This window comes from Pseudonocardia lutea (genome assembly GCF_042658055.1).
Taxonomy (GTDB): domain Bacteria; phylum Actinomycetota; class Actinomycetes; order Mycobacteriales; family Pseudonocardiaceae; genus Pseudonocardia; species Pseudonocardia lutea.
This window is the reverse complement of the sequence record NZ_JBHSQK010000041.1, coordinates 15,848-28,564: the sequence shown is the minus strand read 5'-3', so window position 1 is coordinate 28,564 and position 12,717 is coordinate 15,848. Positions and strand designations below refer to the sequence as shown.

Below are 12,717 nucleotides of genomic sequence, written 5' to 3'. Positions count from 1 at the left end.
ATCCGCCGCCAGCACCGCCCGGACGTCGGCCGTCCTGGCCGCCGGGCACAGGATGCGCAGGTGGAGCACGACCCGGCCCGGGTCAGGCCCCGCCGCCCTCGGCGTCCTGCGCCGCGGCCTTCCGGTCGGAGGTCGCGGCAGCGACCGCCGGCTTCGGCGGCACCGCGTCGACCCCGGCCTCCTTGCGCTGCTCGGGGGTGATCGGGGCGGGCGCCGCGGTGAGCGGGTCGTAGCCGCCGCCGGTCTTCGGGAAGGCGATGACCTCGCGGATCGAGTCCTCGCCGGCCAGCAGCGCGGTGATCCGGTCCCAGCCGAAGGCGATGCCGCCGTGCGGGGGCGGCCCGAACGCGAAGGCGTCGAGCAGGAAGCCGAACTTCTCCTGCGCCTCCTCCTCGGTCAGGCCCATGATCTCGAAGACCCGCTTCTGCACGTCCGCCCGGTGGATACGGATGGACCCGCCGCCGATCTCGTTGCCGTTGCAGACGATGTCGTAGGCGTAGGCCAGCGCGTTGCCCGGGTCGGACTCGAACTTGTCGATCCAGTCCGGGGTCGGCGAGGTGAAGGCGTGGTGCAGTGCGGTCCACCTGCCGTGCCCGACGGCCACGTCGTCCGTCTCGTCGGCCGCCTCGAACAGCGGGAAGTCGACGACCCAGACGAAGGACCAGGCGTTCTCGTCGATCGCCCCGATGCGGCGGGCGATCTCGCCCCGGGCGGCGCCGAGCAGCGCGCGGGCCTCGTTCGGCCGGCCGGCGGCGAAGAAGATGCAGTCGCCGGGGTTCGCCCCCACGGCGGCGGGCAGGCCGGCCCGCTCCTCCTCCGACAGGTTCTTGACGACCGGGCCCTTCTCGGAGACGGTCCCGTCCTCGTCGACCAGGACGTAGGCCAGCCCGCGGGCGCCACGCTGCTTGGCCCACTCCTGCCAGGCGTCGAGCTGCTTGCGCGGCTGGCTCGCGCCGCCGGGCATCACGACCGCGCCGACGTAGGGGTTCTGGAAGACCCGGAAGCCGGTGTTCGCGAAGTACTCGGTGAGCTCGGTCAGCTCGATCTCGAAGCGCAGGTCCGGCTTGTCCGAGCCGTAGCGGCTCATGGCCTCGGCGTAGCTGATCCGGCGAATCGGCCGCGGCAGCTCGTAGCCGATCAGCGCCCACTCCGCCGCGAGGATCTCCTCGGAGAGGGCGATCACGTCGTCCTGCTCGACGAAGCTCATCTCGATGTCGAGCTGGGTGAACTCGGGCTGCCGGTCGGCGCGGAAGTCCTCGTCCCGGTAGCAGCGCGCGATCTGGTAGTAGCGCTCCATGCCGCCGACCATGAGCAGCTGCTTGAACAGCTGCGGGCTCTGCGGCAGCGCGTACCAGGAGCCGGGCTTGAGCCGCGCCGGCACCAGGAAGTCTCGCGCGCCCTCGGGCGTGGAGCGGGTCAGTGTGGGCGTCTCGATCTCGACGAAGTCGTGCGCGTCGAGCACGGTCCGCGCGGCCCGGTTCACCCTGCTGCGCAGCTTGATCGCCGCGGCCGGGTCGGGGCGGCGCAGGTCGAGGTACCGGTACCGGAGGCGCACCTCCTCGCCGACGCCGGTGTGCTCGTCGATCGGGAAGGGCAGCGGCGCGGACTCCGACAGCACGACGAGGTCGGTGACCGTGACCTCGACGGCGCCGGTCGGCAGCTCCGGGTTCTCGTTGCCCGCGGGTCGCGCGACGACCTCGCCGGTCACCTGCAGGCAGAACTCGGCGCGCAGCCGGTGCGCGCGCTCGGCCATCTCGCCCTCGCGGAACACGATCTGGGCGGTGCCCGAGCTGTCCCGCAGGTCGACGAAGATCACGCCGCCGTGGTCGCGGCGACGGGCCACCCATCCGGCGAGGGTCACGGTCTGGCCGGCGTGCTCGGCACGCAGGGTGCCGACGGGGTGGGTTCGCATCACGGGGGCCAAGGCTATCCGCCCCACCCCGAGGCCCGGCCAGCAGGTTTCCACCACCGGAGGGGCCGCCCTCCGGGTGGTGTCAGAGCAGGGTGAGCTGCTCGGCGACGGGCGCGGCGAGCTGCTCGGCCGGCGGCGCGGTACGGGTCGGCACCGCCTCCTCCGCGGGGCCGTGCGGGAACCCGTCGCCTCCGGTCCGGCGCACGCCCGAGCTGCGGTCGAGCCCGTGCCGACGCAGCAGCGGGCCGACCCGCTCGGCCAGCGCCCGCCGGTAGTCGGGGTCGACGTACGCCCCGCGCCGGTAGAGCCGCGCGTAGGCCGGCACGAGGGCCGGGTACTCCCGCGCGAGCCAGGCCATGAACCACTCCCGCGTGCCGGGGCGCAGGTGCAGTGCCAGCACGCTCACCCCCGACGCGCCCGCCGCCCGCACCCGCTCGAGCAGCGTGTCGAGCGCTTCCACGGAGTCGGTGAGCAGCGGGAGCACCGGCGCGACCATCACGCCGCAGTCCAGCCCGGCGTCGGCGATCCGCCTCACCAGGTCGAGCCGGGCCTGCGGGGACGGCGTGCCCGGCTCGAGCCGGGCCTGCAGCTCGCGGTCGGCGAGGGCGAGCGAGACCCCCAGCCCGACGGGCACCTCCCGCGCGGCGGCCGCGAGGTCCGGCAGGTCACGGCCGAGCACGGTGCCCTTGGTGAGGATCGAGAACGGGGTGCCCGAGCCCGCGAGCGCCCGGACGATCTCCGGCATCAGCCGGTACCGGCCCTCGGCGCGCTGGTAGGGATCGGTGTTGGTGCCCATCGCCACCGGCTCGCGGGTCCAGCGCGGGCGCGCGACCTCCCGCGCCAGCACCCGCCCGACGTTCACCTTCACCACGATCTGGGAGTCGAAGTCCGCGCCGGCGTCGAGGTCGAGGTAGGTGTGGGTGTTGCGGGCGAAGCAGTAGACGCACGCATGGGAGCAGCCGCGGTAGGGGTTCACCGTCCAGCGGAAGGGCATCGGCGAGCTCCCGGGCACCCGGTTCAGCGCGGACCTCGCCTCGACCTCGTGGAACACGGTCCCGGCGAACTCCGGCGTGCGGACCGAGCGCAGCAGGCCCCGCAGGCCGGGCAGGGCCGTGGCCCCGCCCACCCCGTCCGCCAGGACCTGCTGCCCGCTCCACCGCACCAGTAGAGTCGAACACATGTTCGAGACTTGCGCAAGTTCCGGCGCTCGTCCGGCGGAACCCGCCGGCGTCCGCGACCCTGCCCCCATGAACGGGAAGACGACGACGCTGGTGGTGATGGGGGTGTCGGGGGTCGGCAAGTCGACCGTCGCCGCCGAGCTCGTGCGGCGCACCGGCTGGCCGTTCGCGGAGGGCGACGACCTGCACCCCGAGCCCAACCGGCGGAAGATGGCGGCCGGCCACCCGCTGACGGACGACGACCGGTGGCCGTGGCTGCGTCTGGTCGCCGGGTGGATCGGCGAGCAGGAGGCGGCCGGCCGCGACGCGGTGGTCACCTGTTCCGCGCTGCGCCGCCGCTACCGGGACGTGCTGCGCGACGGGCACCCGTCCGTCCGGTTCGTGCACCTGCAGGCCGCGCCGGGGGCCATCGCGGGCCGGCTCGCCACCCGCCGCGGGCACTACATGCCCGCCTCCCTGCTGCAGAGCCAGCTCGACACGCTCGAGCCGTTGGAGCCCGACGAACCGGGTATCACCGTCAGCGGCGAGGGCGATCCGGGCGCCGTCGTCGACCGGGTGCTCACCGAGCTGACCCCCACCGGAGGTGCCGCATGACCGCACTCGCGCTCTCCCTCGCCCAGTCCCAGGAGACGGCCCCCGCCGCCGGGGGCACGCAACTCGTCGTCGCCGCCCTCCTCGGCATCGTGGCGATCGTCCTGCTCATCACCTGGCTGCACGTCCACCCGTTCCTGGCGCTGATCGCCGGTGCCGCGGTGCTCGGGATCGTCGGCGGGCTCGGGGCGGACAAGACGATCGAGAGCTTCACCAAGGGCGTCGGGTCCACCGTCGGCTCGGTCGGCGTGCTGATCGCGCTCGGCGCCATGATCGGCGGGTTGCTGCGGGACTCCGGCGGCGCGGACCGCGTGGTCGAGGCGGTGACGCGGCGGGTCGGCCCGCGCGGCATGCCGTGGGCGCTCGCGGGCGTGGCCGCGCTGATCGGCATTCCGCTGTTCTTCGAGGTCGGCGTGGTGCTGCTGGTGCCGGTCGTGGTGCTGGTGGCCGCGCGGACCCGCAGCTCCGTGATCGCGATCGGCATCCCGGCGCTCGCCGGCCTGTCGGTGCTGCACGGGCTGGTCCCGCCGCACCCGGGGCCGCTGGTCGCGATCGACGCCCTCGGCGCCGACCTGGGTCTGACCCTGCTCTTCGGGCTCCTGATCGCGATCCCGACCGTGATCGTGGCGGGGCCGCTGTTCGGCCGGCTCGCCGCCCGCTGGGTCCCGCTGCCCCCGTCCACCGAGGGCGGGACCGCAGCGGTGGCCGGCGGCGCCGGCGGGAACCGGGACGACGACGGCGGCCCCGCCGGTCCGTCCGGTGGGTCCGGTGCGACCGATGCGGGGGCCGGCACGACCCGCGTGGCGGCCCCCGAACGGACGCGGCGGCGACCGGTCCGCGTGGGCGCCGCGGTCGCGGTGATGCTCACCCCGGTCGTCCTCATGCTGATCCGCGCGATCGCCGAGATCGCGCTGCCCGACGGCAACCCCGTGCGCGCCGCGCTGGAGGTCCTGGGCGAGCCCGTCGTGGCGCTGCTCGTCGGCGTCGTGGTCGCCATGCTCGCCCTCGGCCTGCCCTCCGGAATGGGCCGCCGCGGGCTGACCGACTCCGTCGGCGGCGCGCTGCCCGCGATCGCCGGGATCCTGTTGATCGTCGGCGCGGGCGGCGGGTTCAAGCAGACGCTGGTCGACGCGGGCGTCGGCACCCTCATCGGGCAGTGGGCGGGCGCGGCGTCGCTCTCGCCGCTGATCCTGGGCTGGCTGGTCGCCGTCGCGATCCGGGTGGCGACGGGTTCGGCCACGGTCGCGACCATCACCGCGGCGGGGATCGTCGCGCCCCTGGCGGCCGGGCTGCCGGCGGCCACGGTGGCGCTGCTCGCCCTCGCCGTCGGCGCCGGGTCGCTGTTCTTCTCGCACGTCAACGACGCCGGGTTCTGGTTGGTCAAGGAGTACTTCGGGCTCACGGTCGGGCAGACGATCAAGAGCTGGTCGGTGATGGAGACGATCATCTCGGTCGTCGGGCTGCTGCTGGTGCTGCTGGTCTCGGTGTTCGTCTAGGACCCTCCTGCGCGGGCCGGGTGCGGGGCGCGTGGGCCGACCCGTGAGGATGCCGGAGTGGCTCCCCGCGACCGGACCTCCGACAGCGGGCGGCACCGCGCCCCCGTCCGCCCGGTGCCTGCCCCCGTCGGTGTCCCGGCTCGCGCACCTCTCGCGGCCACGGTGCCACCGGAGACGGACGCCGAGCGCACCACCCCGCTCGCACCCGTGCCGGCCGGGGTCGTGCCCTCGGCCCCGCAGCGCGTGCCGGACGCCGAGCGGGGCCCGGACCAGGGGCCCGGCCGGGGTCACGGGCAGGCTGACGTTCAGGGTCACGTTCAGGGTCACGGGCACGAGGCCGGGCACGGCCACGGGCACGGGCCCGCCACCCCCGCCGGCCGCCGCGTCCGGATGCTGCTCGTCGGCCTGCTGGTGCCCTGCGCCCTGGCCACCCTCGTCGGGCTGGTGCTGCTGTGGCCGAGCGGTCCGCTGCCCGGCAGCACCCAGCCCGGCCAGCAGGTGTTCGACGCCGAGGTGGTGGCGGGCGCGGCCGCCGACTGCTCCCCCGGCTCCGGCGACGGCGGCTGCGCCGGCCTGACCCTGCGGATGGACGGCGGACCGCTGCCGGGCCGGGACCTCGTGCAGATCGTCCCGGTCGAGCCCTCGACCCCGCGGTTCGCGGTCGGCGACCGGGTCCGGGTCGCGTACTCGGGCGGTGCGGCGACCGACCCCGGCTCCTACCAGGTCGTCGACTTCCAGCGGTCGGGCCCGCTGGTCGCGCTGGCGGTCGCGTTCGCGCTGGCCGTGCTGCTGCTGGGCCGGTGGCGCGGGCTGGCCGCGCTGGTCGCGCTGGGCATGAGCCTGGTCGTGCTGGTGCTGTTCGTGCTGCCGGCGATCCTCGGCGGGGCCGACCCGGTGTGGGTGGCCGTGGTCGGTGCCTGCCTGATCATGTTCGTGGTCCTCTACCTCACCCACGGGCTCTCGGCGCGGACCTCGGCCGCGGTGCTCGGCACCCTGGCGTCCCTGGCGCTGATCGCGCTGCTCAGCGCGGTGTTCTCGGCGCTCACCCGGCTCACCGGGCTCGACGACACCACGGCCAGCCTCATCGCCACGCTCGGCGCGCCCGTCGACGCCCGCGGCCTGCTGCTCGCCGGGATCGTGATCGGCGCGCTCGGCGTGCTCGACGACGTCACGGTCACCCAGACCAGCGCCGTCTGGGAGCTGCGGGCGGCCAACCCCGCCCTGGGCGCCCGCGCGTTGTTCGCCGCCGGGATGCGGATCGGGCGGGACCACGTGTCGTCCGCGGTCAACACCCTGGTGCTCGCCTACGCGGGCGCGTCCCTGCCGCTGATGCTGCTGTTCACGGTGGCCGGCCGCGGCCCGGGCGAGGTGCTGACCTCGCAGGACGTGGCGACCGAGATCGTCCGCACGCTCGTCGGCAGCATCGGGCTGGTCGCATCGGTGCCGATCACGACCGGGCTGGCCGCCCTGGTCGCCAGCCGCGAGGCACCGGGTCGGCCACGGTCGCGCCTCAGGGCCGGCGGGCCAGCAGCGTCGCCTCGCCGCCACCCTCCCGGTGGTCGAGCGTCTGGAGCTGCGGGAACGCCTGCGCCAGCTCCCCCGGCGCGGCCCGGAAGCGGCCGCCCTCGTCGCCGACCTCGGACAGCACGGTGAGCACGAGCAGCCCGCCGGGCGCGAGCGCGGCCGCCAGCGCCGGGTAGAGCGCGGGCGCGCGGTAGCGCTGGCAGACGACCAGGTCGTACGGCCCGGTGACCGGCAGCCCGGCGTCGAGGTCGGCCTCCACGACGTGGACCGCGGTCCCCTCGCCGGCGGCCAGCGCCCGGGTCGACGCGAGGCCGACCCCCGAGACGTCCACGGCGTCGACCGCGAAGCCCCGCTGCGCCAGCCACACCGCCACCGCGCCGCGCCCGCAGGCGACGTCGAGCGCCCGCCCACCCGCGGGCAGGCCGCGCCGGTCCCCCGGCTCGGCCCCGCCCGGCAGGAGCGCGAGCCGGCCCCGCAGCCCGTCCGGCGGCATCGGCGTGCCCGGCCCCACCGCGGCGTGCCGGGCGTCCCACCGCTCCCGGTCCGCCCCGCTCAATCCCGCCCCCCGCGGAGCCGACGGCACTCTCGCTCACACCGGACGAACGAACGGCGCCCCCGCTCGTACCTGGTGAGCGAGAAAGCGGTTCGTGCGGGCATCAGGCCAGCTTCGCGACGAGCTCCGTGACCACGGAGTCCAGCGGCACCTCACGCTGGTCGCCCGAGGCCAGGTCCTTGACCCCGACCGTGCCCGCCTCGAGGTCCCGCTCGCCCAGCACCAGCGCGTACCGGGCGCCCGAGCGGTCCGCGGACTTCATCGCCCCCTTGAGGCCGCGCCCGCCGTAGGCCAGGTCCACCCGCACCCCGGCCCTGCGCAGCTCGGCGGCGATCACGACGAGCCGGCGCCGGGCCGTGTCGCCCAACGGCACGCCGAACACCTCCGCGCGGGCCTCCGACCAGGGCTGCACACCCTCCGCGCGGCAGGCCAGCAGGGTGCGGTCCACGCCGATGCCGAACCCGACGCCGGACAGCGGCTGCCCGCCGAGGGTCTCCATCAGGCCGTCGTAGCGGCCGCCGCCGCCGATCCCGGACTGGGCACCCAGCCCGTCGTGCACGAACTCGAAGGTCGTCTTGGTGTAGTAGTCCAGCCCGCGCACCATCCGCGGGTTGATCGTGTACGCCACACCGAGGTCGTCGAGGTGCGCGAGCACGGCGGCGTGGTGCTCGGCCGAGGCCTCGGACAGGTGGTCGAGCAGCAGCGGCGCGCCCTCGAGCTGCCTGCGCACCTCGGGCCGCTTGTCGTCGAGCACCCGCAGCGGGTTGAGCCGGGCCCGGGCCCGCGTCGGCTCGTCGAGGTCCAGCCCGGCCAGGAACTCCTGCAGCCGCTCGCGGTAGGCGGGCCGGCACTCGGCATCCCCGAGCGAGGTCAGCTCCAGCCGGTAGCCGGTGAGCCCGAGCGCCTTGAACCCCTCGTCGGCGACGACGGCGGCCTCGGCGTAGAGCGCCGGGTCGTCGATGCCGACGGCCTCCACGCCGACCTGCTGCAGCTGCCGGTACCGGCCGGCCTGCGGCCGCTCGTAGCGGAAGAACGGGCCGGCGTAGCGCAGCTTCACCGGCAGCCCGGCGCGGTCGAGGTTGTGCTCGATCACCGAGCGGACCACACCCGCGGTGCCCTCCGGCCGCAGCGTCACGGACCGGTCGCCGCGGTCGGCGAAGGTGTACATCTCCTTGCTCACCACGTCGGTCGACTCGCCGACGCCGCGCGCGAACAGCGCCGTGTCCTCGAAGACCGGCAGCTCGACGTACCCGTACCCGGCCCGCTCGGCCGCCCCGGACAGCGTGTCCCGCACGTGCACGAACCCGGCGGACTCCGGCGGGTAGTACTCCGGGATGCCCTTGGGCGCCGCGAACGCGGTGGCGCGCGGGGTGCTGTCCTGCACGGCGCTCACAGCCCACGCCCCGGGGCCGGGGCGGCGGTGCCCGCCGGGGCATCGGTGAGGCCCTGCAGGAACGGGTTGGACGTCCGCTCCCGGCCCACCGTCGTCGTCGGGCCGTGGCCGGGCAGGACGACGCCGGAGTCGGGCCGGCCGAGCAGCCGGTCCCGGATGCTCTCCAGCAACCGGCGGTGCGAGCCGCCGGGCAGGTCCGTCCGCCCGATCGAGCCCGCGAAGAGCGTGTCGCCCGCGAGGATCACCTCGGTCCCGTCCTCCGTCTCCGTCGTGAACACCACCGACCCGGGAGTGTGGCCGGGCGTGTGGTCGACCCGCAGCCGCATTCCCGCGAGCTCCAGGTCGCCCCGGTCGGTCAGCGTGCGGACCTCGCGCGGCTCCCGCAGCTCCAGCCGGCCGCCGAAGAACGCGGCGGACTCCGAGGAGATGCCCTTCATCGGGTCGGCGAGCAGCTCGCGGTCGTCGGGATGGATCCACGCCGGGATGTCCGAGCCGTCGCACACCGGCTGGACGCTGAAGGTGTGGTCGAAGTGACCGTGGGTCAGCAGCACCGCGACCGGGGTGAGCCGGTGCTCGGCGAGCACGGCCTCCAGCGGTTCGACGGCGTCCTGCCCGGGGTCGACGACCACGCACGCCTCGCCCGCCTCCCGGGCGACGACGTAGCAGTTGGTCTGGAACGCTCCTGCGGGGAATCCTGCGACGAGCACCGGACCAGCCTAGACGTGCCTGCACACGGGCCTCTCAGGAACGGTCGATACCCTCCCCCCGCGATCGGAACGACCGGGAGGACGACGCACACCGTGGCCACGAACCAGATGCGGCGGGAGGCGGCCAAGCGCAAGCTGGCCAATCAGCAGGCGCGGCGGGCCGAACGGGCCCGCCGGCAGAAGCGGGTCGCCGTGATCAGCTCCGCCGCGGCCGTGGTGGTCGTGGTCGTCGCCGTGGTGCTGCTCACCACCGCCCCCTGGAAGTCCGACCCGGCGCAGCCGGCGGCCCAGGCCGCCGCCCCGCCCGGCACCGTGAACTGCCAGTACCCGGCCGACGGCGCCGCGGCGAAGCCGGCGAACCCGCCGCAGGCGGACGCGGTGAGCAACCAGGGCACCGTCCCGGTCTCGCTGACGACCTCGGCGGGCGCGATCGGGCTCACGCTGGACCGGGCCGAGGCCCCCTGCACCGTGAACAGCTTCACCTCGCTGGCGAGCCAGGGCTACTTCAACGACACGCCCTGCCACCGGCTCACCACGAGCGAGGGCCTCAAGGTCCTGCAGTGCGGCGACCCGAGCGGCCAGGGCACCGGCGGCCCCGGCTACACGATCGCCGACGAGCCGCCCGCGAACCTCGCGCCCGCCGGCCAGAGCGGCGCGGTGATCTACCCGCGCGGCACGGTCGCGATGGCCAAGACCTCGGCCCCGAACTCGGGCGGCAGCCAGTTCTTCCTGGTCTACGCCGACTCGACGCTGCCGCCGGACTACACCGTGTTCGGCACGATCGACGAGGCCGGCCTGGCCACGATCGACAAGGTCGCCGCCGCGGGCACGGACGACAGCAACGGCCCGGGCGACGGCAAGCCGAAGACCCCGGTCACCATCCAGACCGCCACGGTCGCGGCCTGACCGCTTGATCACCGGGAGCTGAGGGCTCCGCCGGACCTCCGGCGGGGCCCTCGCCCCCTTCTCGGTGCGGCGGGCTCAGCTCGCGCTGGTGACCCGGTAGACGTCGTAGACGCCCTCCACGTTGCGCACGGCGTGCAGCACGTGGCCGAGGTGCTTCGGGTCGCCCATCTCGAAGGAGAAGCGCGACACGGCCACCCGGTCCCGCGAGGTGGTGACCGACGCCGAGAGGATGTTGACCTTCTCGTCCGCCAGCACCTTGGTGACGTCCGACAGCAGGCGGTGCCGGTCGAGCGCCTCGACCTGGATCGCCACCAGGAACACCGACGCCGGCGACACCGACCACGCCACGTCGACCAGCCGCTCGCTGCGGGCCTTGAGGTCCGCGGCGTTCGTGCAGTCCGTGCGGTGCACCGAGACGGCGCCGCCGCGGGTGACGAACCCGAGGATCTCGTCGCCGGGCACGGGCGTGCAGCAGCGGGCGAGCTTGCAGTAGACGTCGCCCAGCTGCTTGCCGTCCTCGCCGGTCAGCACCACCCCGGCGTCGCCGGAGGGCCGCCGCACCCGCACGGTCGACGGGGTGGCCCGCTCCGCGAGCTCCTCCTCGGCGTCCTCCATCCCGCCGAGCAGCGCGACCAGCCGCTGCACGACGTGCCGGGCGCTGGCCTGCCCCTCGCCGATCGCCGCGTACAGCGCGGAGATCTCGGGGTAGTGCATCTCCCGGGACAGTGCGGCCATCGCGTCGGCGGACACCAGGCGCTGCAGCGGCATGCCCGTGCGGCGGGCCTCCCGCGTGATCGCCTCCTTGCCCTCCTCGATGGCCTCCTCGCGGCGCTCCTTGGCGAACCACTGCTTGATCTTGTTCTTGGCCCGCGGCGACTTGACGAAGCCCAGCCAGTCCCGACTGGGCCCGGCGCCCTCGGCCTTCGACGTGAAGATCTCGACGACGTCGCCGGACTCCAGCGTGCGCTCCAGCGCGACCAGCCGGCCGTTGACCCGGGAGCCGATGCAGCGGTTGCCGACCTCGGTGTGCACGGCGTAGGCGAAGTCGACCGGGGTGGACCCGACCGGCAGCGTCACCACGTCGCCCTTGGGGGTGAAGACGAACAGCTCCTTCGCGGCGAGGTCGTAGCGCAGCGACTCCAGGAAGTCCCCGGGGTCCGCGGCCTCGCGCTGCCAGTCGAGCAGCTGCCGCATCCAGGACATCTCGTCGATCTCGACGGTGGAGCCGGTGTTGTTGTGCCCCCGGGTCTCCTTGTAGCGCCAGTGCGCGGCGATGCCGTACTCGGCGGTGCGATGCATCTCGTGCGTGCGGATCTGCACCTCGAGCGGCTTGCCGTCCGGCCCGATCACGGTGGTGTGCAGCGACTGGTACACGCCGAACCGCGGCTGGGCGATGTAGTCCTTGAAGCGGCCGGGCATCGGCTGCCACAGCGCGTGGACCATGCCCATCGCGGCGTAGCAGTCCCGCACCTCGTCGACCAGCACGCGCACGCCGACCAGGTCGTGGATGTCGTCGAACTCGCGGCCCTTGACGATCATCTTGCGGTAGATCGAGTAGTAGTGCTTGGGCCTGCCCTCGACCGTGCCGTTGACCCGCGCGGCCTCCAGCTGCCGCGACACCTCGTCGATGACCTGCTTGAGGTAGGTGTCCCGGGAGGGCGCACGGGTGGCGACCAGCCGGACGATCTCCTCGTACTTCTTCGGGTGCAGGATCGCGAAGGACAGGTCCTCCAGCTCCCACTTGATCGTCGCCATGCCCAGCCGGTGTGCCAGCGGCGCCATGACCTCGAGGGTCTCGCGCGCCTTCTTGGCCTGCTTCTCCGGCGGCAGGAAGCGCATGGTGCGCATGTTGTGCAGCCGGTCCGACAGCTTGATCACCAGCACCCGGGGGTCGCGGGCCATCGCGACGACCATCTTGCGGATGGTCTCGGCCTCCGCGGCCGTGCCGAACTCGACCTTGTCCAGCTTGGTGACGCCGTCGACGAGGTGTGCGACCTCCTCGCCGAAGTCCGTGCTGAGCCGCTCGAGCGAGTAGTCGGTGTCCTCGACGGTGTCGTGCAGCAGCGCCGCGACCAGCGTGGTGGTGTCCATGCCGAGCTCGGCGAGGATCGTGGCCACGGCCAGCGGGTGGGTGATGTACGGGTCCCCCGACTTGCGCTTCTGCCCGGCGTGCTTCTCCTCCGCGACGTCGTACGCGCGCTGCAGCAGCACCAGGTCGGCCTTGGGGTGCAGCGCCCGGTGCACGCTCGCCAGCGGCTCCAGGACGGGCTTGACGATGGCCACCCGCTGCGGGGTCATCCGCCGGGCGATCCGGGCCCGGACCCGGCGCGTGGCCGAGGGGCGGGCCGGATCCTGGGCGGGGTTCTGGACGGCGGTCCGCGCGGCGCCGACGGGCGCCTCCGCGGGTGCGGGCGCGTTCTGCTGGACGTCCGTCACCGGGCCTGCTCCGCTCCTGTC

General features: G+C 74.4%; 9 protein-coding genes and 1 pseudogene. 4 read left to right on the top strand and 6 right to left on the bottom strand.

The window, feature by feature from the left end; all coding sequences use genetic code 11:
• Window positions 1-82 precede the first annotated feature (82 nt).
• Window positions 83-1,915 (bottom strand): aspartate--tRNA ligase, encoded by a 1,833-nt coding sequence (gene aspS, locus ACFQH9_RS16905; protein ID WP_379567091.1) that lies wholly within the window; start codon window positions 1,913-1,915, stop codon window positions 83-85.
• Window positions 1,916-1,994: 79 nt separating this feature from the next.
• Complete coding sequence (locus ACFQH9_RS16900; RefSeq protein WP_379567090.1) at window positions 1,995-3,074, bottom strand: Rv2578c family radical SAM protein; 1,080 nt, start codon at window positions 3,072-3,074, stop codon at window positions 1,995-1,997.
• 85 nt (window positions 3,075-3,159) lie between these two features.
• Between ACFQH9_RS16900 and ACFQH9_RS16895 the strand changes: the two genes are divergently transcribed.
• From ACFQH9_RS16895 to ACFQH9_RS16885, 3 genes are all read left to right on the top strand, one after another.
• Window positions 3,160-3,684, top strand: coding sequence for a gluconokinase (locus ACFQH9_RS16895; protein WP_379567089.1), 525 nt, complete (start codon window positions 3,160-3,162; stop codon window positions 3,682-3,684).
• Window positions 3,681-5,177, top strand: coding sequence for a GntT/GntP/DsdX family permease (locus ACFQH9_RS16890; protein ID WP_379567088.1), 1,497 nt, complete (start codon window positions 3,681-3,683; stop codon window positions 5,175-5,177). Before ACFQH9_RS16895 ends, ACFQH9_RS16890 begins: the two co-directional genes overlap by 4 nt.
• 162 nt (window positions 5,178-5,339) lie before the next feature.
• Window positions 5,340-6,830 carry a YibE/F family protein gene (locus ACFQH9_RS16885; RefSeq protein ID WP_379567087.1) on the top strand — a complete coding sequence of 497 codons (1,491 nt, stop codon included), beginning with the start codon at window positions 5,340-5,342 and terminating at the stop codon, window positions 6,828-6,830.
• A gap of 4 nt (window positions 6,831-6,834) precedes the next feature.
• On the opposite strand, the pseudogene ACFQH9_RS16880 reads toward ACFQH9_RS16885, so the two are convergent.
• The 3 genes and pseudogenes from ACFQH9_RS16880 to ACFQH9_RS16870 all read right to left on the bottom strand — a co-directional run.
• Window positions 6,835-7,194 (bottom strand): annotated as a pseudogene (locus tag ACFQH9_RS16880) (class I SAM-dependent methyltransferase); the annotation flags it as partial.
• A gap of 163 nt (window positions 7,195-7,357) precedes the next feature.
• On the bottom strand, window positions 7,358-8,638 hold the full coding sequence (gene hisS / locus ACFQH9_RS16875; protein ID WP_379567150.1) for a histidine--tRNA ligase: 1,281 nt from the start codon (window positions 8,636-8,638) through the stop codon (window positions 7,358-7,360).
• Between the two features lie 5 nt (window positions 8,639-8,643).
• Window positions 8,644-9,354 (bottom strand): MBL fold metallo-hydrolase, encoded by a 711-nt coding sequence (locus ACFQH9_RS16870; RefSeq protein ID WP_379567086.1) that lies wholly within the window; start codon window positions 9,352-9,354, stop codon window positions 8,644-8,646.
• 93 nt (window positions 9,355-9,447) lie between these two features.
• On the opposite strand from ACFQH9_RS16870, the gene ACFQH9_RS16865 reads away from it, so the two are divergent.
• The gene (locus ACFQH9_RS16865) at window positions 9,448-10,260 is read left to right on the top strand and encodes a peptidylprolyl isomerase (RefSeq protein WP_379567085.1); all 813 of its coding nucleotides are present in this window, start codon (window positions 9,448-9,450) and stop codon (window positions 10,258-10,260) included.
• A 75-nt stretch (window positions 10,261-10,335) separates the two neighbouring features.
• Here the strand turns inward: ACFQH9_RS16865 and ACFQH9_RS16860 are convergent, their stop codons facing one another.
• A complete protein-coding gene (locus ACFQH9_RS16860) occupies window positions 10,336-12,696 on the bottom strand; it encodes a RelA/SpoT family protein (protein WP_379567084.1) in 2,361 nt (786 codons plus the stop codon).
• Window positions 12,697-12,717: the final 21 nt, after the last annotated feature.